General features: G+C 55.5%; 29 protein-coding genes. 16 read left to right on the forward strand and 13 right to left on the reverse strand.

Features of this window, described 5'->3' with window-relative positions; genetic code table 11:
- Positions 1 to 243 precede the first annotated feature (243 nt).
- The 5 genes from Q8L25_RS09640 to Q8L25_RS09660 form a co-directional block, all read right to left on the reverse strand.
- Positions 244 to 1,788, reverse strand: coding sequence for an IS66 family transposase (locus Q8L25_RS09640; protein WP_308921040.1), 1,545 nt, complete (start codon positions 1,786 to 1,788; stop codon positions 244 to 246).
- A gap of 29 nt (positions 1,789 to 1,817) precedes the next feature.
- Complete coding sequence (gene tnpB / locus Q8L25_RS09645; protein ID WP_070346880.1) at positions 1,818 to 2,165, reverse strand: IS66 family insertion sequence element accessory protein TnpB; 348 nt, start codon at positions 2,163 to 2,165, stop codon at positions 1,818 to 1,820.
- A complete protein-coding gene (locus tag Q8L25_RS09650) occupies positions 2,162 to 2,542 on the reverse strand; it encodes a transposase (protein ID WP_308921039.1) in 381 nt (126 codons plus the stop codon). The genes tnpB and Q8L25_RS09650 overlap by 4 nt, the downstream gene beginning before the upstream one ends.
- An 89-nt stretch (positions 2,543 to 2,631) precedes the next feature.
- Entirely contained in the window at positions 2,632 to 3,054 is a 423-nt protein-coding gene (locus tag Q8L25_RS09655) for a hypothetical protein (RefSeq protein WP_308924613.1), read from the reverse strand.
- Positions 3,035 to 3,613: a hypothetical protein gene (locus Q8L25_RS09660; RefSeq protein WP_308924614.1), complete on the reverse strand. Its 579-nt coding sequence runs from the start codon at positions 3,611 to 3,613 to the stop codon at positions 3,035 to 3,037. The genes Q8L25_RS09655 and Q8L25_RS09660 overlap by 20 nt, the downstream gene beginning before the upstream one ends.
- Positions 3,614 to 4,027: 414 nt before the next feature.
- Here Q8L25_RS09660 and Q8L25_RS09665 point away from each other — a divergent pair, with 414 nt between their 5' ends.
- From Q8L25_RS09665 to Q8L25_RS09685, 5 genes are all read left to right on the forward strand, one after another.
- Positions 4,028 to 5,407, forward strand: a complete 1,380-nt coding sequence (locus Q8L25_RS09665; RefSeq protein ID WP_308924615.1) for a replication initiation factor domain-containing protein — start codon at positions 4,028 to 4,030, stop codon at positions 5,405 to 5,407.
- 22 nt (positions 5,408 to 5,429) lie between these two features.
- Entirely contained in the window at positions 5,430 to 5,765 is a 336-nt protein-coding gene (locus tag Q8L25_RS09670; protein ID WP_308924616.1) for a hypothetical protein, read from the forward strand.
- A gap of 278 nt (positions 5,766 to 6,043) precedes the next feature.
- A complete protein-coding gene (locus tag Q8L25_RS09675; protein ID WP_308924617.1) occupies positions 6,044 to 6,505 on the forward strand; it encodes a hypothetical protein in 462 nt (153 codons plus the stop codon).
- 290 nt (positions 6,506 to 6,795) lie between these two features.
- Positions 6,796 to 7,014, forward strand: a complete 219-nt coding sequence (locus Q8L25_RS09680; protein ID WP_308924618.1) for a major coat protein — start codon at positions 6,796 to 6,798, stop codon at positions 7,012 to 7,014.
- 71 nt (positions 7,015 to 7,085) lie between these two features.
- On the forward strand, positions 7,086 to 8,327 hold the full coding sequence (locus Q8L25_RS09685) for a hypothetical protein (protein WP_308924619.1): 1,242 nt from the start codon (positions 7,086 to 7,088) through the stop codon (positions 8,325 to 8,327).
- Here the strand turns inward: Q8L25_RS09685 and Q8L25_RS09690 are convergent.
- A protein-coding gene (locus tag Q8L25_RS09690; protein ID WP_308920653.1) for an IS3 family transposase occupies positions 8,273 to 9,453 on the reverse strand; the annotation gives its coding sequence in 2 pieces (ribosomal slippage) (positions 8,273 to 9,183 and positions 9,183 to 9,453; 1,182 coding nt in all). The genes Q8L25_RS09685 and Q8L25_RS09690 overlap by 55 nt on opposite strands.
- 75 nt (positions 9,454 to 9,528) lie before the next feature.
- Here Q8L25_RS09690 and Q8L25_RS09695 point away from each other — a divergent pair.
- The 8 genes from Q8L25_RS09695 to Q8L25_RS09725 all read left to right on the forward strand — a co-directional run bounded on the left by Q8L25_RS09695 (position 9,529) and on the right by Q8L25_RS09725 (position 15,708).
- On the forward strand, positions 9,529 to 9,816 hold the full coding sequence (locus Q8L25_RS09695; protein ID WP_308924620.1) for a hypothetical protein: 288 nt from the start codon (positions 9,529 to 9,531) through the stop codon (positions 9,814 to 9,816).
- A 2-nt stretch (positions 9,817 to 9,818) separates the two neighbouring features.
- On the forward strand, positions 9,819 to 10,229 hold the full coding sequence (locus tag Q8L25_RS09700; RefSeq protein WP_308924621.1) for a hypothetical protein: 411 nt from the start codon (positions 9,819 to 9,821) through the stop codon (positions 10,227 to 10,229).
- Between the two features lie 11 nt (positions 10,230 to 10,240).
- The gene (locus Q8L25_RS09705) at positions 10,241 to 10,543 is read left to right on the forward strand and encodes a hypothetical protein (protein WP_308924622.1); all 303 of its coding nucleotides are present in this window, start codon (positions 10,241 to 10,243) and stop codon (positions 10,541 to 10,543) included.
- Between the two features lie 66 nt (positions 10,544 to 10,609).
- Positions 10,610 to 11,764: a zonular occludens toxin domain-containing protein gene (locus tag Q8L25_RS09710; protein ID WP_308924623.1), complete on the forward strand. Its 1,155-nt coding sequence runs from the start codon at positions 10,610 to 10,612 to the stop codon at positions 11,762 to 11,764.
- Positions 11,761 to 12,708: a hypothetical protein gene (locus Q8L25_RS09715; protein WP_308924624.1), complete on the forward strand. Its 948-nt coding sequence runs from the start codon at positions 11,761 to 11,763 to the stop codon at positions 12,706 to 12,708. Before Q8L25_RS09710 ends, Q8L25_RS09715 begins: the two co-directional genes overlap by 4 nt.
- Before the next feature lie 51 nt (positions 12,709 to 12,759).
- Positions 12,760 to 13,940 (forward strand): IS3 family transposase gene (locus Q8L25_RS09720; RefSeq protein WP_308920653.1). Its coding sequence is split into 2 segments (ribosomal slippage): positions 12,760 to 13,030 and positions 13,030 to 13,940, totalling 1,182 coding nucleotides; the frame shifts between segments, so codons are not numbered across the junction.
- A 36-nt stretch (positions 13,941 to 13,976) separates the two neighbouring features.
- Positions 13,977 to 14,306 carry a hypothetical protein gene (locus Q8L25_RS31720; RefSeq protein WP_374694254.1) on the forward strand — a complete coding sequence of 110 codons (330 nt, stop codon included), beginning with the start codon at positions 13,977 to 13,979 and terminating at the stop codon, positions 14,304 to 14,306.
- A 379-nt stretch (positions 14,307 to 14,685) separates the two neighbouring features.
- Entirely contained in the window at positions 14,686 to 15,708 is a 1,023-nt protein-coding gene (locus Q8L25_RS09725) for a ParA family protein (protein ID WP_308924625.1), read from the forward strand.
- A gap of 476 nt (positions 15,709 to 16,184) precedes the next feature.
- Here Q8L25_RS09725 and Q8L25_RS09730 read toward each other — a convergent pair whose 3' ends face one another.
- Positions 16,185 to 16,331: a hypothetical protein gene (locus tag Q8L25_RS09730; protein ID WP_308924626.1), complete on the reverse strand. Its 147-nt coding sequence runs from the start codon at positions 16,329 to 16,331 to the stop codon at positions 16,185 to 16,187.
- Between Q8L25_RS09730 and Q8L25_RS09735 the strand changes: the two genes are divergently transcribed.
- The 3 genes from Q8L25_RS09735 to Q8L25_RS09745 are packed head-to-tail and all read left to right on the forward strand — an operon-like array spanning position 16,330 to position 18,065.
- Positions 16,330 to 17,457: a hypothetical protein gene (locus Q8L25_RS09735; RefSeq protein WP_308924627.1), complete on the forward strand. Its 1,128-nt coding sequence runs from the start codon at positions 16,330 to 16,332 to the stop codon at positions 17,455 to 17,457. The genes Q8L25_RS09730 and Q8L25_RS09735 overlap by 2 nt on opposite strands.
- 50 nt (positions 17,458 to 17,507) lie before the next feature.
- On the forward strand, positions 17,508 to 17,708 hold the full coding sequence (locus Q8L25_RS09740; RefSeq protein WP_308924628.1) for a type II toxin-antitoxin system VapB family antitoxin: 201 nt from the start codon (positions 17,508 to 17,510) through the stop codon (positions 17,706 to 17,708).
- Positions 17,709 to 17,729: 21 nt separating this feature from the next.
- Positions 17,730 to 18,065, forward strand: coding sequence for an FKBP-type peptidyl-prolyl cis-trans isomerase (locus tag Q8L25_RS09745; protein ID WP_308924629.1), 336 nt, complete (start codon positions 17,730 to 17,732; stop codon positions 18,063 to 18,065).
- A 6-nt stretch (positions 18,066 to 18,071) separates the two neighbouring features.
- Here Q8L25_RS09745 and Q8L25_RS09750 read toward each other — a convergent pair whose 3' ends face one another.
- The 6 genes from Q8L25_RS09750 to Q8L25_RS09775 all read right to left on the reverse strand — a co-directional run bounded on the left by Q8L25_RS09750 (position 18,072) and on the right by Q8L25_RS09775 (position 22,875).
- A complete protein-coding gene (locus Q8L25_RS09750; protein ID WP_308924630.1) occupies positions 18,072 to 18,479 on the reverse strand; it encodes a response regulator in 408 nt (135 codons plus the stop codon).
- 9 nt (positions 18,480 to 18,488) lie between these two features.
- Complete coding sequence (locus Q8L25_RS09755; protein WP_308924631.1) at positions 18,489 to 19,931, reverse strand: ATPase domain-containing protein; 1,443 nt, start codon at positions 19,929 to 19,931, stop codon at positions 18,489 to 18,491.
- A gap of 145 nt (positions 19,932 to 20,076) precedes the next feature.
- Positions 20,077 to 20,778, reverse strand: a complete 702-nt coding sequence (locus Q8L25_RS09760; RefSeq protein WP_308924632.1) for a YjjG family noncanonical pyrimidine nucleotidase — start codon at positions 20,776 to 20,778, stop codon at positions 20,077 to 20,079.
- Positions 20,779 to 20,830: 52 nt separating this feature from the next.
- On the reverse strand, positions 20,831 to 21,322 hold the full coding sequence (locus tag Q8L25_RS09765; protein ID WP_308924633.1) for a DUF4265 domain-containing protein: 492 nt from the start codon (positions 21,320 to 21,322) through the stop codon (positions 20,831 to 20,833).
- Between the two features lie 96 nt (positions 21,323 to 21,418).
- Complete coding sequence (locus Q8L25_RS09770; protein WP_308925697.1) at positions 21,419 to 22,147, reverse strand: Crp/Fnr family transcriptional regulator; 729 nt, start codon at positions 22,145 to 22,147, stop codon at positions 21,419 to 21,421.
- A 350-nt stretch (positions 22,148 to 22,497) separates the two neighbouring features.
- Positions 22,498 to 22,875: an oxidoreductase-like domain-containing protein gene (locus Q8L25_RS09775; RefSeq protein ID WP_308924634.1), complete on the reverse strand. Its 378-nt coding sequence runs from the start codon at positions 22,873 to 22,875 to the stop codon at positions 22,498 to 22,500.
- Between the last annotated feature and the right edge of the window lie 5 nt (positions 22,876 to 22,880).

A 22,880-nucleotide genomic window follows, 5' to 3' on the forward strand; every position in this document is an offset into this window, starting at 1 on the left:
ATGGATTAAAGTGATTCAAGTGACGCGACATCTATCCTGACATAGGGGGCAACAGTTTTTCTATCTGTTGGTAGGTTAGATATGAAAGTTCAGTTTGTTGCACCTTGAACTGTCGTAATTTCCCCAATGGATTTTCTGCCGTCCAGTAGCCTAGCCTTGCGTAAGCGTAAAGCCAGCGCCGTCTTGAACTGGGTGTTGATTTGCTAGATGATGGCCTCACACCGCTGGGAAGCGGCGTGTTGTTTAGGCTGAAGGGAGCTGCGCGGTGCAGTTCCAGGGCAGGAAGGCGTCAACCCGGTTGACCGGATGATCGGCGATGTTGGCCAGCACATGGCGCAGCCAGGCTTCGGGGTCGATACCATTGAGCTTGGCGGTGCCGATCAGCGAGTAGATCGCGGCCGCCCGTTCGCCACCGCTGTCGGCGCCGGCGAACAGGTAGTTGCGCCGGCCGATGGCGATACCGCGCAATGCCCGTTCGGCTGCCGAGTTATCGATCTCGATGGCGCCGTTGTCGCAGTAGCGCGTCAGGGCCGGCCACAGGTTCAGGGCATACAGGATGGCCGCTGCCGTGTCCGACTTGCGGGACAGCTTTTCCAGAGACGTGCGCAGCCAGCGCTCCAGGTCATCGAGCAAGGGGCATGCTTCTGTCTGCCGCACTGACTTGCGCTGGTCCGGCGGTTTGCCACGGATTTCGGCTTCGATCAGATACAGCTCGGCGATGCGCCGCAGCGCTTCGGTGGTCAGCGGCGATGGCCGTGCGGCATGCAGGTCGTGGAACTTGCGCCGCGCGTGCGCCCAGCAGGCTGCCTCGTGGATATCGCCGTTGTCGTACAGCGCGTTGAAGCCGGCGTAGGCATCGGCTTGCAACACGCCCTTGAACTGGGCCAGGTGGCTTTGCGGATGGATGCCTTTACGATCAGGCGAGTAGGCGAACCACACCGCCGGCGGCGTGTTGTCGCCAGCTGGCCGATCATCACGCACGTAAGTCCACAGCCGCCCGGTTTTGGTTTTGCCGTTGCCAGGCGCGAGCACTGGTACCGGCGTGTCATCGGCATGCAGTTTGGTGCCAGCCAGTACGTGTTGACGGATCGCTTCGACCAGCGGGCGCAGCAGCGCACTGGCAGCGCCGACCCAGCTGGCCAGCAGGGCCCGGTCCAGCTCGACACCCTCGCGTGCGTAGATCACCGACTGCCGGTACAACGGCAGGTGATCCGCGAACTTGGCCACCAGCACATGCGCCAGCAGGCCCGGACCGGCGATACCGCGGGCGATCGGCCGGCTTGGCGCCGGCGCCTGCACGATGGCGTCGCAGCCGCCGCAGGCCAGTTTCGGGCGCACGTGACGGATCACGCGGAAGCTGGCCGGCACGAACTCGAGTTGCTCGGCCACGTCCTCGCCCAGTTGATGCAGCTTGCCGCCGCAGGACGGGCAGGCTTCATCGGGAGGCAGGTAGCGCTGTTCATCACGCGGCAGATGCTCGGGCAAAGGCTTGCGTGCCGCCCGTTTGCGCGGCGCCTGGTCCGCTGCCGGCATCTCCCGTTCGGCCTCGGCGTCGTCGGCCTGCAAGTCTTCAAGCTGCAACTCCAGTTGTTCGATCTGGTGGTCGAGTTTTTCGGACTTGCGGCCAAACTGCATGCGCCGCAGCTTGGCGATCTGCAGTTTCAGATGCTCGATCTCGGCGGCGCGGGTATTCAACTGCGCTTTCAAACCCGCCACTTCGACCTCGCGTGCCCACAGCAATGCCTTCAGGGCATCGATGTCGTTGGGCAGGTCGGCAGGGTTGAGCATGGGCCGAGTTTACGCGAGGTTCGTGACGTTTACAAGGCCGCTGTCGGGCGCCAGGTACGCTCTGGCCGACGCCAGTCTATGCCCTCGAGCAGCATCGACAGCTGTGCCTGCGTCAGGGCGACACTGCCGTCGGCGGCCTGCGGCCAGACGAAGCGCCCGCGCTCAAGCCGCTTGGACAGCAGGCACAGGCCATCACCACTCCACCATAGCACCTTGAGCATGTCGCCGCGCCGCCCCCGAAACACGAACACGTGGCCGCTGAACGGGTCTTCGGCCAGCGCCGCCTGCACCTTGACGGCCAGCCCGTTCATGCCTGCACGCATGTCGGTGACGCCGGCGGCCAGCCATATCTTCGTGCCTGCTGGCAAACCGATCATGGCAGTAGCCGCGCCAGCAACAGCGTCAGCGTGGTCGCGTCGACCTGGCCTTCCAGACGCAGCTGGGCCTGGCCCACGCTGAGCACGATCACGCCGGGCGGGACGCTGGCGACCGGTGCACTTGCGGGCAAGGTGTCGAGCACTGTGACGGCCACCAGCTGGCTTGGCGCATTGCCGCCGGCAAGCGCCTGGTCACCGAAACGCTTGCGCCAACTGAACAACTGATTGGTGTTGATCTTGAGTTCGCGGGCGATCAGCGAGACAGAGGCGCCATCGACCTGCGTACGTGCGACAGCGGCACGCTTGAATTCATCGCTGTGACGGCGATACGGCCCGCGTTTCGCCCTAATTGCAACTGGTTGAATGATTGTGTCCATAAATAAATTTGTGGACACAACCAATTTGTGTCCCAAATTCAATCATGGCATCGTGCGATGCTCAAGGGTAGACGGCGGTGGGACGACGCTTACAGCCTTGCTAATTCATTGAAAACAGAGCGTAGATATGCATGTTCTCGGTTCATGCTGTTCGCAGACAGACCTGCTTCAAGCCGTTTTGTTCGATACTGTGCGAACATACTTGCACTAAAATTGCTGGCAATGGGATCACCTATCGCGTTCGCCATTGAGAGCAATCGTTGCTTGGTATCCACCCCGGAACTGAGTCCAGTGCCGTGGTAATCGAACCATAGGCTGATCAGCGCAGATAGCTTTCTTAGATCTTTCTTTTTCGGTGCCCAATCTGCATCTTGAGTTACCTGGGACTTTAGCCAAGCCTCATGGGCCTTTGCCTCGGCCTGTGTTTTGAATGTCTTCCGAAAGCGCTTTCCGCCTCTGCCATTCGGTTGAGAGTCCACTAACCATCCACTGTTACTTTTTTTGATCGCCATCTGTTTTTCCGACCCTCTGTTTGAAATCGGGAAGATTGTTTAGGTAGCTCTCCTCCGATTCAGGATATTCCTCTGCCTTTCGCGCCTGCCTAAAGCTTGCGATCCGATGTTCAATTTCTTTAAAGCGCATTTCCTCCGTGCCGATTATGGCCGTTCTTTCCGCGCTAGATATCCCTCCATCCCCTTTGTCGTCAGTACGTTGGTCAATGATTTCTCTCTCGGAAATTACTTCTCTGAAAAATCGACTGGAATAGGGTGATGTTTTGTCCGTCCACAACCCCAAATACTCGAGCGTTTCGTCCTTGTTGGTTGAGATGCCAATGTGACCTGCGACTGGATCAGGCGTGCCGGTTACTAGCCAAAATGCATACTCTGGCCATACCTTGCTTACACTTTCTATCATCTCAGCAGTAGGGCGTTGCCCCTTCGTGAATGCTTTCCGCCAGCTGACTGCGGCGATTCCAGATACCTCCTCCAGTTCCTTGAAGCGACGTGCCTCATGCGTTTTGGCACTAATAAGTGCCTGAAATCTATCAAAAATGGTTTTTAAGCTTGACATTGGGTACCTATGGTATTAATGTGCGTACCATTAGTACTCAGAAGAGTACGTTTTGGGCGAATGTTAGGGTCATTATGGTCAATTCTCAAGTAAATTTCCAGTCGATTCCAGTGCCACTGATGACGCGCGAAGCATTTGCGTCTGCTATTGGCCTACCACTTGGCGTTTTAGTCGGTCAGTGTGAGCGAGGCTATTGGCCGCAGGTAACCATCGGCAAGAGAGTCTTCGTGAATGTTGAGGCTGTTCGCATACATGCCGCGCAACGTGGCCAGGAGTTCTCGTTGTGACTAAATTTTCTCCTCTCGGTAAAGCTGATTTTGCGTTTGCTTTAACGATGCAAGGCGTCGCTCAATTTGTGCATTCTGAGAACGGAGAGAAGGCATGAGGCCGCCACGTCATTCTTTGGTAACGCGCGTGCTTAAGAATACGTACAACCCATACGCCGAAGCTTCTGGCTGTTCGACGCGACCCCGTGTCCTTAATTCACAAATGCATGGCGTCGGCGAGACTTCGCCAGGTCGCGCTGACCGTGCCGACAGCGCGCCAGCGCTGCCGGTGCGGAGCAGCGCGAGTGCCGAAAACGCCCGGTTAGTGCCGAAAATAGCGTATGTAAGCGCCACCGAATGCCCCCCCATTAATAAAATGGGGGAAAACTTAGAGGGCGCCGAATCGGCAGCATGGTCGAGCATCTGTGACGAAGATTTGGGCGAAGTCGAACTGGTGATGACCGATAGCGGGAAGATTAAGTCGGTAATGGTTCGTCGTCCTTCTGCCGCTCAGACCTGCGTGATCGACTGGATCAATTTTTCGGTGCTGGAAGACACTTGGTTCAGGACTGCGCGTGAGCAATTGATTTCTGACGATCAGATCATTGTTGAAGCCAGCCGGCAGCTTGAGAAAATTTTTGGTTTTGGCATAACGTCTAATCGTGGCAAGCGCATGAACTTTTACCGTGATTCCTGGGTACTTGGTGACGATATGGGCTTCGTCTGCTTCGGTGGGCAGCGCTCGACAATGTTGATTACGTTGACTGGCCAAGGGTGTTTAAACGCCGTAGCGGGATGGGAAAAGAGGCTATATGACTTCCTCACTAAGACGGCTATCAGGCCCACCATTTCCCGCATCGATCTTGCACACGATGACTTTGATGGCTCTTACCTGTCAGTCGATTGGGCAGAGCAACAGTGGTGGGATAACGGATACAGTTTTAAAAAAGGTGGACGACCTCCTGAGATTCAAGAGATTGGAAACTGGAAACGTCCTAGCGGAAAGGGACGTACTTTGACGATAGGCCAGCGCACTTCCAGCAAATATTGCCGCTTCTATGAAAAGGGCAAGAAGGAGGGCGACAAGCTGTCTCTGTGGTGCCGCTGCGAAATTGAGTTTAAGAACACGAACACGATTATTCGTCCCGATGTGTTGCTTGATCCAAGCTCATTTTTTGTTGGCGCATATCCATGCCTGGCAAAATTTGCCACCGCCGAAACGCCTGCCCGCATGGAAGTGAAGGCGCGCGCCCAGCACATTACGGTGGATGACTCTATCGCTGTGACGAAGCGCCAGTACGGTAAATATATCCGTGTCTTTCGGGCGCTGTTCGGGGACAAGGAAACGCTCGATCTGATTACCAATGAGGACGAAAACGCTTTTCCAAAGCGACTTAAACCGTTTCTCAGTTTTGCTGATAGTGGACCGGTTCCAATGCATAAGGAGCAACCGGTATACATCCCTCCATTTATTTTTATTAAATCCGTCTCCGTCTTCCGGCCTAACGGAGAACACGGTTTTGAATAGGCCAAAAAAATAAGGATATCCAATGAAATTTAGCTCAACCCTCAAAGTCACCGGCATGAAGTTCAGCAAGGGCACCATGGAGAACGGCCAGTCTTACGACAGCACCAAAGTGTATGTTGAGACAGCGCTGGACAACAGCAAGGACTCTGCCATGGGAACTGCTTGCGCAGAGTATGGCCTCGGTAAAGCAGACGAGTACCAGAAATACAAGCACCTCGCCGATGCGTTTCCTTTCATGGCGTTGGCCGAAATGGAAATCGTCACGAACGGCAAGCTCCAAAAAACTGTAATTCATTCGCTGCGTCCGGTTGAGGCAGCCAAGGCTGCTATGCCCGGTGCCAAGCATGTTGCCGCATGAGGTTGCGGTTAAGTTTGTAGTCCAAGATGAGGAGTCCGGATGCTTTTTGCTTCCTATCCAGGGCGACGTTGGATTTACTCGATGGCTTCATGAAGCAGGCCAATTTGACGGGTATGACGAAGCTTGCGATACCGCCTCTGTGAACTGTCACGAAGGATATTTCGTATCGCAGGTCCTATGTGCGGAGGTGTGTAAATGGATTCAGTAACACCGGAATTTTTTTTGGCTATTGCCGTAGTCGTCATCTTCTCCTTGGGCTGGATTGCCGGGGGGCAACGATGACGATAAGCCCCGTCGAATTTGAAGCCATGTATGTATTAATGGGTATCAATATATTTTGTTCCGGTTTTGCTGGATTTATTGGTACATTTTTTTTTCGTTATGAAAAATCGATGTCTCAATTTATGCGTATTGATTCTCTTCCAATGCCAGAAAGAAAATTGGCGCAAGAAATCTATGGCAAGAAAAATTACGAAGTTAATTCGCCAACATTTTTCTTGGGGGTTGTTGTCGTTTCCACCCTCTTTGTGATTTTAATGGCTAGGGTTTCTGGGATGACGATGTTGACTGCTGATATTAAGTGGTTTAAAAGCGCATTTGCTTACCAAATTATACTTTCTTGGATCGCAGGAATTATTGGCGTAATTTTTTATAAATTCGTATGGTTTATTTTTTGTCATTTTGGAAAATTGGAGTTTGGTTGCGATGCCGAAAGGGGGGCGAATGAGCGTTCTCCTTAAATCCCTTTGGCCGATTCTGCTATTGACCGTACTTTTCGTCGGCGGGGTTTATCTTTTTAAGTACATCGTTCACCGCTGGTTCGACCACAAATGACCGTCTACCAAATCGTTGGCTACTGCCTTACCGCCTTCGGCCTCGGCTATGCAGGTGGGTCTATTCGGCGGATTGCACGTCAGGCAATAGAATCGCTTGATTAACTCTATGGACTTGTCATATTAATTATTTCGTAGCACTCCCCGGCGTTGCCAAACCGGGGTTTTATTAACGGCTCTCCTGAAAGAGATTTCACATGAACGCAAATATCAAAAAAGGCTTGGTAGCTGTCGGTGCTTTTGCTGCTTCCGCCACCTCGTTCGCTCAAGCCGCCGATCCTGGCGTCGATGCAATCACCGCGCTGTCTGCTCAGGCTACCACCTACATCAGTGCTGCGTTCGCGGTGGCTGTGTTGGTTGCTGGCGGCTTCTGGGGCATCAAGATGATGAAAAAGGCATTCAGTAAAGCCGGTTAAACGGTCTCGCCCCGATAGATCCTTTAGGCCAGCGTTTAGCGACTCTGGCCGTTTTTATGGCAAGTGCACAAATGGCCTCGTTTAAAAAAATCCTCGCCGTCTCGTTCATATCGGCATCCCTCATTGTCGTGCCGATTCGGAGCACCCGGGCCATCGTGCCGCTGATTATTCCTTGGCTGCTGGTTGGTTCCAATTTGCTCGTTACCGATCTGGTTGTCGGGCAGGTCGGCATCCTTGCAGCACTGTTCTGGTGGGACTGCAACAAGTTTGCGCTTAGCGCGCCATGTACGACCAAGACGCCCATTCCCGCCGCGCAATTGCCCAAGCCTTCCCTCACGGTTAACCTCCAACCAGATGCCAAGCGCGAGAATCCTAATCCGGCTAAGTTCAACGACCCTGCACCGGGTAAGCGCGATGTGACGCCCAAGCAGACCATCGCGGCATCGGGCAAAGGCCCGCCGCCTACCGCTCAGGGCATTCCCGGCGTGCCGATCGGCCCCGGCGACATTGGCGTGTTGACGCAGGCCCCACGCGAGTCCAACGTCGGCGTCGCTGGCGTCGATCCCGCCGTGCAGCTCGCGCAGTACAACGGTTCCGTGTCTCGCAGCGGTCCGGTGACCGGCATCGAGGTCGTGCCGCAGAAGGCCCCTGCGCCGCCCAAGGCGATACCGTTCATCGCCCTGCACACCACTTGCGCGGCCACGTCCGATTGCGTGACGGCGATCCGGGCGAACGAGCAATACCTCCGGCAGTACAACGGCGGCAAGTACATCAACACGGCAGTCATCGACTGCTGCACCGGGGCATCTTACAAGTACGTGAGCATCGCCTACCTCTACGACCAAGCCACCGACGTGACGCTAGCCTGTGACTCGGGCTACACGGGCAGTGGCAAGGACGTCAACGGCAACTATCGGTGCAGTCTTACCGATGCTACCGAGGTTAAGAAGCCGTTGGACACTACCTGCGAGATGCTGTTTGACCCTGCTACCAAGCAGATAATGACCGATCCCGCCAATCCAGGCTGTGCTGGTATAGAGTCCACTTCTAGCCTGAGCGTGCCAGGTTCTGATGGCAAGTCGAGCATCGACGTTAAGGCTAACGCTGGTAACGGATTTGATGTCTGTATTAACAAGGCGAATGGTGGCAAGACTTGTTTTGACACTGGCGTTTACGATCCAGGTACCGGGGGATACGTCATCGTCCATACCACTGTCACGCCACCACCTGATCCGAACAACGGCTTGGGCTGTGGTGGTCAAGTAATTTCGGACACAACGATAGGTTCACGTGTTGCCATTTTCCGTTCGTAGACGGTGGGTGGCAGATTGCCCAATGCTGAATTGAGACGCTTGCAGTTGTAGAAACCGACGATGTAGTCGGTAATATCGGCTTTTGCTTCGGCATGGTTGGCATATTGGCGCTGCCACACACGCTCCATTTTCAGATTCAGGAAGAAGCGTTCTGCGACGGCGTTATCCCAACAATTCCCCTTACGGCTCATACTGCAAACGAAGCCGTGCCGCTCAAGCATCTCCTGGTACAGCGCGCTGGCATATTGACTGCCGCGATCCGAATGGACGATCAATCCCGGGGCTGGCCGCCGCTGTCCGATCGCCATGCTCAAGGCATCGCAGACCAGTTGGGCGGGCATGCTCGGCGCCATGGCCCAGCCGACCACTTTGCGTGCATACAGATCGAGAACCGTGGCCAGGTACAGCCATCCTGCGCCAGTCCGAATGTAAGTGATGTCACTGACGTAAGCGAGATTCGGTGCGGCCGGATTGAACTGCCGGTTCAACACATTGGCGGCCACCGGCAAGCCGTGCTTGCTGTCCGTTGTGTGTACGAATTTACGCTTCCAGACCGGCTTCAAGGCCGCCTGGCGCATCAGCCGGCGTACTTTGTAACGCCCGATGCGCACACCCGCGTTGGCCATGGCCGTGACCAGTCGCCGGCTTCCGTAGCTCTGATGGCTGGCCATGAATGCCGCTTTCAGATGGATGCTCGCTTTGCAGGATGCAGGCTTGGCGGTACGGTGCTGTGCCGTGTAAAAACCCGACCTGCTGACGGCCAGCAAATCACAGCTCTTCTGCACAGGCAAGGCCTCCTTTTGCAGCTGACGAATGACCGTGTAAATCATTTCATTTCGCGGGCAAAGAAGGCCGATGCCTTTTTTAAGATGGTGACGTCCTGGCGCAGTTGCTGATTTTCCTGCTCCAGTTGCCGGATCCTTTGTTGCTCGGCGGTGAGCGGTTTTCCGATGCCTGGCTGGCCGTTCTGTTCAGCACTGTATTGCGTCAACCAGCGCCGGATCGCCGTCTGGCCGATGCTCATGGTCTCGCTGACGTTTTGGACGCTCTGACCCTGTTCCTTGATCATGCGCACTACTTCCAGCTTCAAGCTGGCATCGAATACTCTTCGTTTTCTTGTTGTCATGTCTAACTCCTCAGGTGGTGTATTTTCCACCTATCGAGGTGTCCGAGCAAATTAGACCACAGCACTAACGCAGACATGCTGGAAAAGGACGCTGCCTCGCGCGCCAGTATCGATCAGGCCAACACGGGCTTAAAGGGAAAGATGGATAACATCGACCCGAATAAATTCCAGTGGTCGTTCATCCCACAGATTCCTACCACGGCCTGCGTCAATCCATCCCTTCGTAACCCTGTCACCGGTGGCCCTGTCGAAATGGACATTTGTGGTGGCTTCAGTAAATTTACGTTTTTTCTTAACGCCGTGCTGGCTATTGCCTGTGTGTATGGGTGCGTAAGGCAGGTACAGAACGCTATTAAGACATGACCATGACCCGTTTTCTCATCTTCCTAGTCTTCGCGCTGGCAGCCCTGTCGGCATCGGCGCAAACCGTACCCACTGCTTGCGGTGGCAGTTCGCAACCACGCTGTGAGGTGAACATGGCCGCTGACAGCTCCATGACCACTACCGAAAAGGCGTACAAGGACAACCGTACCTCATGGGATGACTACTCGAAGTCGTTCATTAATACTGGCATGAGTTTCCAGTGGTCTTTCATACCGAATATCCCGACCGCCGTTTGCGTTAATCCAAGGCTCGACAACCCATCGGGCACTGCGTCGGTGGAAATGGATGTATGCGGACCATTTAATGTGTTTATGACGTTCATCAACGGCGTGCTGGCGTTCTTCTGCCTACTTGGCTGTGTCCAACAAATTCGCGGCGCTCTGGCCGCATAAAAGGAAGTTCCATGTTCCAGTCAATTTTAGCGTTCATCGGCTTTAACGCCACGTCTAACATCGGCATGAAGGTGTGGGCCGTCACCACGCTCGCACTGATGGTGAGTGTTCTGTGGGCCGCAGGCCAGAGCTGTGCGCAGTACGTGTGCGGTCCTGCTATTCAGGCGATCAGCACGTCACACCCTTCGTTCGCGGTGGGCCTATCGCTTGGGTTTAATACGACTACCTACGGGCTGGCGAGTTGTTACATGTCCGTCTATGCGGCGTGCCAGCTCTACATTTACAAGAAACGTACCTTGGATAAGTTGGTTTAATCATGATAATTTTTCGCTGTATTGTTCTCGCTCTGTTCTGGACTGAACATTTTGGAAGGCCTTGACATGGCCGTCTACGCAATCACCGGCAAGCTTGGAAGCGGAAAGGGCAAAGGCGCAATGAAGTTGTTGCGCGACTACCTGCGTGCTGGCAAACGCGTTGCGACAAACTGCGACGTGTTCATGGAACACATGATGCCGGGCCAGTCTAAGCAAACCGTGATACGGGTTCCTGACAAGCCCACGTCGGCGGATTTGTACGCCATCGGTTCAGGCAACCGCTTCATCGACTTCGAGCCTGTGCTTAAATACACCGCCAAGGGGTTCGAGTACACGCCGCCCGCGCCGCAGCTTCTCCCCGGTTTCGATGAGTCGCACAACGGGGCGCTATTCCTCGACGAATGCGCGTCCTGGCTGAATACGCGGGACTTCCAGGCTGGTGGGCGCAAGGAGCTGCTGGAATGGGCGATCCATGCGCGTAAGTACGGATGGGATGTGTATTTCATCTGCCAGAACATCAGTCAGATTGACAAGCAGTTGCGCGATAGCCTGTTCGAGTACGTGGTGCGCATGAGCCGCCTTGATCGGATGAAAGTGCCGTTCGTTTCAGCCGCCTTCAAGCTTGTCACCGCTGGTTTCAGCGATGGCTCACTGCCTCGCATGCATATCGGCGTGGTGCGCCTCGGTTGCTCTCCTGAAGGCGTCGTAGCCGACCGCTGGCACTTCCGGGGTGATGACCTGAACCGGGCTTATAACACCACACAAGTGTTCTCTGATAGCTACCCACACGCTATCCACTGCTTGCTGCCTAGCTGGCACTTGCAGTCCCGCACTGGCATCCGTCCTGGCTTCGTTGGCCCTGTACGTATTCCTCAGGACTATGAACTGCTCGCAGGCCGCCCGATTCCTCCCAAACCACCGCACAAGCATATGACCAAATTTCTCGCAATCGCTCTAATATTTGGCCTCGTACTCGGGGGCGTAGGCTCCCATGTACTTGGACCGATGTTCTTCACCCCCTCTGCCGCCGTGGCCGATGCTGCCAAGCCGGTCAAGTTCTCCGAGACCGTTACCGGAAAAGGGTTTCTCACCAATTCTGGTTCGGTGAGCGTGGTTCTTTCCGATGGCCGTGTTGTATCGCCGCTGCGCTTCAAGTCTGGTGCCAGCGGCTGGGAGGCCGAAATCGAGACAGGTCTATGGGTCAGAGGAGGTGCGCAATGAGACGTTTCCTGTCTGCCCTGATCCTCGCCCCGGTCTTGGCGATTGCCGCACCTGCCCCAGCTCCGGTTTCACTTAGCTTTAATGCCACGCCGCTGATGGCGTTCGGCGAAGCTATGTTTAAGGCGATCATGCATCGAGACTTTGTTGTATCCCCCGACGTCATCGGAATCGACAAACGAATTACGATCAACGTAAAGAACATCGACGCCGCCGAGCTGCCACGCTTCGTTGAAGACCTGCTACTGCGCGAAGGAATTGCGACGACGCTCAAGGGCGGTATCTACTACCTGTCGCTGAACCGTGAGAGCGGCTCTCAGGATGCCATTGCGAACCAGCTGCTACCTGCGCACTCCGCTAGTCAGGCATCGAGCCTTCTTAGCTCGCAAATCGCGCCCATTGGCATCGATGGTCACGTGGTGCAAGATGCCGCAGGTTTTCAAACGCGGAAAGAAGACGAAGAATCGGAACTTTTTGCGCCCATTCATCGGACGAGCGAATTTGTGAGCGCAGTTGTCGCCGCTGGTTTCGGTGCTAAGGCAGCTACCGTCGCGGGCGAATTGGTGGTGCTTACTGGCTCTAAATCGGCTGTTTCCAAGATGCTTGCGTTGTGCCGCAGTCTCGACACTCACGCCAAGATGGTCGACGTCTCGGCATCGTGGATTGAAGTCACAAACAGTCGCGGCTCTGGCCGAGGCATTTCATTGGCGGCTTCCTTTCTAGGGGCAAAGCTGGGAGCGTCGCTCGGTACAACTAATTCGGGTTCGGTCATCAGTCTGAAGAACACACGTTTTGAGCTGGTCATTGATGCGCTGAACAGTGATGCACGTTTCAAACAGGTTACTAATAGCCGTCTTCTTGGCTATGACAGGACCAAGCTTAAATTGACGGTAGGTGACAAGACGGCCACTGTTTCCAGTAGTGGCAACGACAATGCTGTGGTCTAATTTGCTCGGACACCTCGATAGGTGGAAAATACACCACCTGAGGAGTTAGACATGACAACAAGAAAACGAAGAGTATTCGATGCCAGCTTGAAGCTGGAAGTAGTGCGCATGATCAAGGAACAGGGTCAGAGCGTCCAAAACGTCAGCGAGACCATGAGCATCGGCCAGACGGCGATCCGGCGCTGGTTGACGCAATACAGTGCTGAACAGAACGGCCAGCCAGGCATCGGAAAACCGCTCACCGCCGAGCAACAAAGGATCCGGCAACTGGAGCAGGAAAATCAGCAACTGCGCCAGGACGTCACCATCTTAAAAAAGGCATCGGCCTTCTTTGCCCGCGAAATGAAATGATTTACACGGTCATTCGTCAGCTGCAAAAGGAGGCCTTGCCTGTGCAGAAGAGCTGTGATTTGCTGGCCGTCAGCAGGTCGGGTTTTTACACGGCACAGCACCGTACCGCCAAGCCTGCATCCTGCAAAGCGAGCATCCATCTGAAAGCGGCATTCATGGCCAGCCATCAGAGCTACGGAAGCCGGCGACTGGTCACGGCCATGGCCAACGCGGGTGTGCGCATCGGGCGTTACAAAGTACGCCGGCTGATGCGCCAGGCGGCCTTGAAGCCGGTCTGGAAGCGTAAATTCGTACACACAACGGACAGCAAGCACGGCTTGCCGGTGGCCGCCAATGTGTTGAACCGGCAGTTCAATCCGGCCGCACCGAATCTCGCTTACGTCAGTGACATCACTTACATTCGGACTGGCGCAGGATGGCTGTACCTGGCCACGGTTCTCGATCTGTATGCACGCAAAGTGGTCGGCTGGGCCATGGCGCCGAGCATGCCCGCCCAACTGGTCTGCGATGCCTTGAGCATGGCGATCGGACAGCGGCGGCCAGCCCCGGGATTGATCGTCCATTCGGATCGCGGCAGTCAATATGCCAGCGCGCTGTACCAGGAGATGCTTGAGCGGCACGGCTTCGTTTGCAGTATGAGCCGTAAGGGGAATTGTTGGGATAACGCCGTCGCAGAACGCTTCTTCCTGAATCTGAAAATGGAGCGTGTGTGGCAGCGCCAATATGCCAACCATGCCGAAGCAAAAGCCGATATTACCGACTACATCGTCGGTTTCTACAACTGCAAGCGTCTCAATTCAGCATTGGGCAATCTGCCACCCACCGTCTACGAACGGAAAATGGCAACACGTGAACCTATCGTTGTGTCCGAAATTACTTGACCACCACACAATGCGGGCAATCGGGTTCAAAACATCGTGTACACGCCGTCCGGGGTCATCATTGATGTCTTGCCTCGCGTATTGGGGAGCGGAGAGATTAGCCTGGACGTGGACGCCCAGATCAGTAGCTTTAAAGTAAATACCAACGGGCTTGTCGGGTCCCCGACACTTATTCTGCGGCAGTTGACTACCACCGTAGGTCTTAAAGACGGTGACGTAATGCTGCTGGGCGGATTGCAGGATACCCAGTCGTCGGAATCGAAATCCGGATACAGTTTTCTGCCTGCATCTTGGTCTGCTAGTACGGACGGTAGGCATCAAACTGACCTTGTGCTTGTGGTATCAGCAAGGATTTTAGAGGACTAGCTTGGGCCTTGAAAGGTGCCGCAACAGCTGCAAGTATTTAACAAGACTCATTTGTCAAATGGCAGGTGAGGTAGGGGGCATGTTGCCTCATTTGCGTGTGCCACTCGGTATCTGAGCAATGATTCGTGGATCATTTTTGGGAGGTCGCACTGTCAAGAGCATTGAATTATCGGCAAACATCTGCTTTGAAAGTCGCTTTAGGTCACAAATTGATCCTCTTGACGAACCCTCTGTTGCATTGAAATTGAGAGCATGCGGTCCGCTATCTGAGCGTTCATTCATCATTTTTTAGAAATGTCCAATTTTGACTTGCAAATGTCCAAAATGGACGTTACCATGTCCCTTATCGACGTTGGTTCGTCTGAACATAGGAGACAGTATGGAAGCGAAATATGCGTTTTGGAATAATAAAGGCGGTACGGGGAAGACAAGCTTAGCGTTTCAGGCTATTACGTTATATGCAGAAAAGCATCCTAAAAAGCGTATTCTTGCAATTGATGTTTGCCCACAAGCAAATCTTTCAGAGTTGCTTTTGGGTGGTTTGAATAATAACGGTAGCGAAAAATTGCTTGGTCAGCAAGGTTTAGTGCCACGCTGTAGTATTGGGGGATATTTTCAGCTTCGGTTGCCCGCACCATATACGCCTCCACCTTTTTCCGCAGAAGATTTCATAACTGAACCGCATAGGTTTAATCCAGGTGTACCAAAAAATATTGATTTGGTATGTGGTGATCCCCTTCTTGAGTTGCAAGCAAATGCCGTTAATACCTTGGCAAATAACCAGATTCCAGGAACGGATCCTTGGATAAATGTGATCGATTGGTTAAATCATTTCGTTTCAAAAGTCGAGAATGATTATGATGTCATTTTCTTTGATTGCAATCCAAGTTTTTCGCTCTATACCCAAATAGCGTTAGCAACAGCTGATAAGTTAATTCTTCCAGTTATGGCAGATGACTCATCGCGTCGGGCAATACAGAACGCATTTTCTCTTGTGTATGGGCTTAAGTTGCCCTCTGAGATTTATGCTGCGTATGCATTTTCGACTAAGTTGCTTAAGGCAGGACGTCAGCTGCCCAAGGTCCATGTAATTGCAAAAAATCGTCTTACTCAATACATGGGGGCAGCATCTGCATACGCAGCTGTTCTTGATGCAATTCAGCAAGATGTCGCAAAATTACTGAAATCTCATCCTGATATTTTTAGTTTTAAGAAAATAGATGATGGGTTTGTTGAAATTCGCGATTTTCAGACCACAGGGGTTGTGGCCTTCGCGAAGGGGCTGCCATTTTCTAAACTGAAGATCGGAAAACAGAGCATTAATGGGCATCGTGTACAAGTAAAGGATGAGTATTTGACTAATGCAAAACACTCTATGCAGCGGTTGGTAAATTGTCTTTAATTTTTCTGCAAGTTGTCTAACAGATAGCCATTTTTGATATGGCATGCTAGGGCCTTTTCATCCGCTCATCTGCTTGCAAAGCTGGTGTGAAAAGTTGAGCATGCAAGAAAGCGCGCCAGCGGGCCGGTCTTTCGCTTCAGCGGCCTGATCCCCGTTAGGGGATCACTTGATGCTTCATGACGCCCCTCCAGGGCGGAAGTTGTTGACTGTAGATCGTCAACTAAGTGTCAACGGTATAGCTATTTAAAGCGGGATCAATGCTGCTTGTTTATCTGTAAGTTATTGATTTTACGGGTTATTGCAGTGCTATAGCGGGCTTGTGTTAGGGACTCATAATCCGTTGGTGCCGTGTTCGACTCACGGGAGGCCCACCAGAATTTTCTGTAAAAACAAAGGGTTAGCCGCGGGCTAGCCCTTTTTCATTTGGCATGCCAAAATAGTTAGTGTCCACTTCTTGTTCGTCACTTGTCTGACCCCTAGCCAAGGCCACTTGCTGAAATATCTTTACCTTGCCCCGGATAAATTGCTATCGTCGTTGCCGGGTGGCACAGATATAAACCGAAGGAAAACTCGGTATCCTCTGTGCCGCAATTCATAATCACTCCTTTGAATGGCATCATCATGTCCGCACCAGAGTCCAAACGCCGCCTGACGCTTATCCCCGAGCCGCTGACTCTTACCGAGCAGCTGCGCCGGAAGATGGCGGGAGACACTGTGCTCGCCGTCGCGCCTGATCTCGACGCCGGTTTGCGCGAGCCGTTTCTGGCATATCTGTGCAAGGAGTTTCTGGACGAGGACAGCAGCGATACGCTCAACTGGGCCTTTGAATGGGCATTCAGTGATGAACTGACGGACCTGAAGAAGCATTTACAAACTTTGCAGTCAGATGCCCAGCTGCGCCGAACATATGATGTTCGCGGCTTCCATGCGAAGCTGTTTGCTCTTTTTCGTACCGTTGCTCTTGCGCTGGAGAAAAGAGTTGCTGCTTGCATTGATGTTGGTGGGCAATGCCTGGATCGCTTCCATATCGATAAGGAAGAGTGGTCATGGAAGCGTCATGACATGCATCCGGACGAGGAGAAAGCGCTATGCGACGTGATACCCGTGGCACGGGTGTTTTCACGCTTGTTCTACCAGAAGCTGCGCCAGCATCGCAGCTGGTGGAACGGCTTTTCGCTTGCACGAGCCACCGGCATGCATGCAAGCGAGGCCGATCCGTTGATACTGGCCCTTGAGGTCGGCTTGAATGGTTTCTTGCTTTACATTAAATTCCTGTCGGACCTGGACGCGGACGCAAGGCTACTGGCCGATGCCGTTGCAAAATTCGAGACGGTGAAGCGGTGTATTGCGGATCACGAAGAAGAGCTGGCGCGCGCCCGGAACCGGCAGCACGCAGCATCGGCTCCATCCTCGAAGGAGCGGGTTTCATCTGCCGTTTCCGCAAGAACCACGGGCAATGAATCCGGGTGCAAGGAATGGCAAGCTGGCGCCACTGCAGCGGCGATTGCTGACGTGGACTACGATAGCGGGATTGGCGTGGTTCCTCAAATCAATCCGGCAACCGGGCTGCCGATGCTGGACCCGGTGTTGGACGTGCACGGCAACGCCTTCGGTACCAGTAATATGGACGACATGTGGAGCAGCGACAGCGGTGTCGGTACGCTGGACAGCGGCTACAGCAGCTTCAGCGATAGTGGTGTTGATTTCACTGCGGGCAGTACAGGCTTCGGCAGCTTTGACGATATATGAGGTGCCGGAGGTAAGTGCCCCAGCATCAAATCATGATGCAGGGAGTGATCATGAGAACCCTCGTAACGATCGATGGCGATCTTTATAACAAGGCACTGGAGATGGCAGATCAAGCCATGGACAAAGCCGATCTCTTTCTTGAAGCGTTCAAGACCTTTGTGTGCGTACAGGCAGCCAAGCGATTGGCTGCGTTGGGTGGCTCAACGCCTGATATGCCTGATATTCCCAAACGCCAGCCGGACGTCGCGTAACAGCCATCTTAATGAGAAAAAATGACAACTGACCTGAACATCGAAGACCTCCTCATCGGTACCGGCAAGGCCGCCGAACGGGGCGCCCTGATCACCGCCCACTACCGTGGCTGGCTGGAAGACGGCACGGAATTCGATTCCTCGCACCAACGCGGCGTACCGTTCAAGTGCGTGCTGAGCAACAACAAGGTGATACAGGGCTGGATATTGGGCCTGAAAGGCATGCAGGTTGGTGGCAAGCGCAAGCTGTGGGTGCCGGCGCAGTTGGCGTATGGCGAGCGGCAGGTGGGCTTGATCCCGCCGAACGCCGATCTGACGTTCGAGATTGAATTGCTGGAAGTGCTGACGCGCGACTGATGCGTTTTATTCCTGGGTGCGGCCCTTGTCCAGCAGCCGTTTGACTTCCTTGATCAGCTTGTCGATCGGCACCGGTTTCCTGAAAAAACTGTCGTAGGGAATTGTGGCGTGGTCGCGCACGATGCCGGCGCTGCACAGGATAAAGGGGATCGCCCGCAGTTTCTCGTCTTCGCGCCAGGCGCGGCACAGGTCGGCGCCGTCCATCACCGGCATCATGAAATCCGAGACGACGATCGCCGGCTGCTCGAGCTTTGCGGCGGCCAGCGCTTCGCGGCCGTTGGCGGTGGCGCGCACGCGAAAACCGCTGTATTCGAACAGCATGGTGTAGGTCGACAAGATATCGAACTCGTCATCGACGAGCAGGATCAGCTTGCCTTCCGGGTGGGCGTCCATCATCGCGGTGTGATCGCTCATGGCCGCTCGCTATAGCGCGATGTCGGGCACGACCGGCCCGGTGACGGCGGCCTTGACCGACATGCCATGATCATTGATGAGCAGAATGTGATTGGCCGCGTCGTAGCTGTTTTCGCGCAGCTTCAACACGCCGATCTGGCGCCGGTTGATGCCGTTGACGTCGACGAAGCGCAGCAAGATGATATTTTCGAACAGCATCGACGCCGACATGTCGCCATGCAACTGGTCCTGGCCGAAGTAGGGCAGTTCCTGTGTGAAGAAGGTGGTCACGTTGCTGCAGCGCAGTTCGTTCACAAACGCCGCCAGGAAGGAGCGCGAGCGGCCGTCGTGGACGATGATGTCGCGCAGGCCGTCGATGCCGTCGACCAGCAGCCGCGTCACGGCGCGTTCCTTGATGTTGCGCAGCACCTGCTGGGCCAGGCGGTCGACCAGCACTTCCAGCGGCGGATGCCAGATCACCTGCAAGGTGCCGCTGTCATGGTAGGGCTGCAAGTCGATGCCGACGCTGGCGGCCTTTTCGATCAGGCGCGAGGGTGACTCATAAAAGCCGGCGATCAGGCAGTGTTCGCCGCGCCGCAAACCCTCGTGGATAAAGTGCAGGCCCATCAGGGTCTTGCCTACGCCCGGGTTGCCCAGCAGCGCCGTGGTCGAGCCTTTGGCGATGCCGCCCAAGGTCAGTTCATCGATGCCCTGGATGCCGAAGCCCAGGCGCTGGCGCGAGATGCCGGGCGCCGCGCCCGAGGTCGAGCTGATGGCTTCCAGGCGCGGATACATCACCAGGCCGTCTTCGTCCACTTCGAACACATGGCGGCCCAGCAAGTGCTTGCTGCCGCGCAGCTTGAAGACCTTGATTTCGCGGATCAGCTGCAAGCCGTGCTCGAACTGGCTCAGTTCGATCAGGCCGTCGACCAAGGTGTTTTCCGAGTCGGCCACGTTGCCTTCGGTCGGCGACAGCAGGAAGGTGGTGCACTGCATGGTCGAGACGAGGGAATTTAGCGAGAGCATGAATTCGGACAGCGCGAGGTCCGACGGCCGGGCGTCGCGCACGGTGCGAAAACCGTCGATGATCATGATGTCGGGCCGCTGCTCGGCCAGGGTTGCGGCGATGGATTTCAGCAGTTCGCGCAGGCCGCCCTTGAGCAGGTCGGGGTAGGCGCCGATAAACAGGATGCGTTCGCCCACCAGCGTTTCGTCGAAGAAGGAAAAGCTGCTCAGGTGATTGAGCATCTTGTCGTGGGTTTCGGCGATCAGGGTCAGGATCAGCACCTTTTTGCCCTGGTGCGCATGGTGAAAGCCGATCTGGCAGGCGAGGGTGGTCTTGCCGCTGCCGGCCAGGCCCTGGATCAGATACAGGCTGTGCGACGGGAAGCCACCGCCCAGGATGTGGTCCATGCCGGCCACGCCGGTATTCAACAAGGGGATGCGCACTGCCGGGTTGGTTCTGGTGGTCATGTCAATCTCATCATGGACTTCGGACCGGTCGAAGCGGTCTCGCTCGCAGCGCGCGCTGGCTGCCGGAGCGTTGGAAAAAGCAGGTCATCTATCGTAGCGATTATAGCAAGGTGGACACCATGCTACTGCCGTTTCCATACCTGACTCACACCATCGCCTGGTTTTTTAACGCTGCGGCAATCTGGTGCAGGCTGGCGACCTCAAAAGTGGGCACCGCCAGCGAGGTATTGGCCAGTTGCTCCGGATTGAACCAGCAGCTGTCGATGCCGAAGCGGTTCGCGCCCAGGATATCGGCATCGAGCCGGTCGCCGATAATGATGGCTTGCTCTTTGCGGACGGGTCGCGCCATGTTCATTGCATACTCGAAAAAGCGCACATCGGGCTTGGCATGGCCGCAGGCTTCCGAGGTTGCCACAAACGCAATATGTTGCTGCAATCCGGAACTGGCGATGCGGCGGTTCTGGATGGTTTCGACGCCGTTGGTGATGATGCCCACTTCGCCGATCGCCGCCAGGCTGGCGCACAGTTCGATCGCGCCATCGATCAGCACCACTGTGTCCGACAGCGATTCGAGGTAGATCCGGCTGGCCAGTTCGGGGTCCAGCACCAGGCCGGCGGCGGCGAAGGTCTTGCGGAAACGCTCGACTTTCAGGAAATCCTTGCTGACGGTGCCGTGCTCGAAGGCGCGCCACAGCGCCACGTTGATCGGCTGGTAATGATTGAACAGCGTTTCGGTGGCGCCGGCCACGCCCAGCGCGTGCATGGTGCGCACAAACGACAGGTTTTCGGAAGCCTTGAAGTCGAGCAGGGTATCGTCGAGGTCGAACAGGAAAAGTGTGTGTTTCATGGGTATGCATGGCCAGATCAATCGCGCATCCTAGCATGGACGGCTTTGTTGTTCAGGCCGTCAACCACCAGTCCAGCAAGGTCTCGTCATCGTCGTCGTCCAGGTTGGCGTAGATATTGGCGAAATACCATTCCACGCCGGTTGCTTCGCGGAAGGCGTCGAACGGCCCGTTGACGTTGTAGATGCCATGCCGGCCCGGCACGCTGAAGGTGAGATTGCCCTTGAATTGGCCATCCAGGGTGCCGCCCAGTTGTTGCTGCACCTCGCGTTCAAGTTTTTCCACGGCCTCGTCGGGCACCTGGTCGGCATAGATCTGGATGCAGAAGTTGCCGCCGCGTGTCAGCACTTCGGCGGGCGCGGACGGGTCCTTGATGCTGACGACGTCGCCACGCGCCAGGTTCAGCGTCAGGCCGGGCGAGGCCAGCAGTTCGTAGACGTCGTCGTCGAGCTGGCGGGCCGGCAGCGATTCGTAGACGGGGCCGTTTTCGTTTTCGCCGGCCAGTACGCGAATATGGGGCAGGTCCTCGCAGTTGAAGTCGTCCATGGTGCCTTTCGTAAATAAGGCCACGATTGTACAGGCGAAAAAAAAGCACGCCGGAGCGTGCCTTGAAGGAGAGTACGGTAAGGCGGTGATCAGTGATCAGTTGTAGGCGCTGATGCCGCTGATGCTGCTGCGAAATTGTTCGAAACCGGCGCGGGCGGCTTTGTAGCAATTACCGGCAGCCACTTCCAGGCCAGCGCGGTCCAGCACTTCGACGGTGCCGCGGCGGTATTGGATCAGGCCTTCGTCCTGCAGCTTGCGGGCGGTGACGGTGATGCTTTCACGGCGCACGCCCAGCATGTTGGCCATGGTGTCTTGCGTGACTTTCAATTCGTTCGACAGCGAACGGTCCAGGCGGTCCAGCAGCCAGCGGCACAGTTTCTGTTCGATGCTGCAGTGGCGGCCGCCGACGACGTTCTGGGCCATCTGGGCGAACATGGCGCTGGTGTAGCGCATCAGCAACTGGGCCAGGGCGCCGCCTTCGTTGAAGACTTCACGCAGGAAAGTGGTTTTCAGGCGGTAGCCGTAGCCGGCGCTTTGCACGACGGCGGTGCAGGTGGCGCGTTCGGCTTCGTACAAGGTCACGCCGGCGACGCCTTCACGGCCGATCACGGCGATCTCGGTGGTGGCGCCGTCTTCCATCACATACAGCAGGGAGACGATGGCGTTGGTCGGGAAATAGGTGTATTCGATCTTGTCGCCGAAGTCGAACAGGTGCTTGCCGGCAGGCAGCGCCACCAGTTCGAGCTGGCAGAACAGGCGTTCCAGGTCGGTGCGCGACAGGGCCCGCAGCAGTTCGTTCTGCTGGGCGCCGGTGATGCTGATCATGGGCGAGGCGGCTGCTTTGGCGGGGGCTGCGCTCCAGTCGCGGTTGGCGGTGGTGCTGGTCAAGGCTGGGGACAGGTTGCTATAAGCTTTGTACATGATATGGCCTCGTCTTCTGATCTTGTTGATTGGCGTTGTTACTGTTGTTTTGTACTCTGTGCTGCGTTGTGTTCTGCAATGACTCCACTATAGGACGATGGTGAAGCCGGCGGCATCGGATGAGCCGACGCGCTTATGTAGGTTAGGAACATTGCCCCGTGTCATCCCATTCCTACGTCGTCAAATTGCAGGCATGGCAAGGCCGCCGCGTGCCGTGATGGCGCGCGGCTCCGGCCTGCGTATGGAATGGAAGGTTAAGCGCCGCGCTGCTGCGGCTTGGCGGGGGTGGGCTGGCGCTCTTGCCAGGCGCGCAGCTTTTCTTCGTAGGCGATCCGCTGTTCCTGGTACATATCGAGGATGCAATAGGTGCAGCCGCTGTTGCAGCACTCGTCATCGCCCGGCCTGACAGGGGCTTCTGGAGGTGGATCGTGCGGGAGGGAAGGGCTGGACATGGTGGTGGGGGAAGACGGAATGGCTGTCATCATACTGTATGGCAAGGTGCGGTCGCTGGAATGGTTTTTGCCGGAAATCACGGTTTCCGTGTACAGTTGCACTGAATTAGGGTATCGTTTACAGCACTGATATTGTATCTTCTGCGCGCGATGTTCCGCCGGCGCGATCTCCGCCGCCATTGCCC

The sequence above is a fragment of the Janthinobacterium sp. J1-1 genome, from assembly GCF_030944405.1.
Lineage (GTDB): Bacteria > Pseudomonadota > Gammaproteobacteria > Burkholderiales > Burkholderiaceae_D > Janthinobacterium.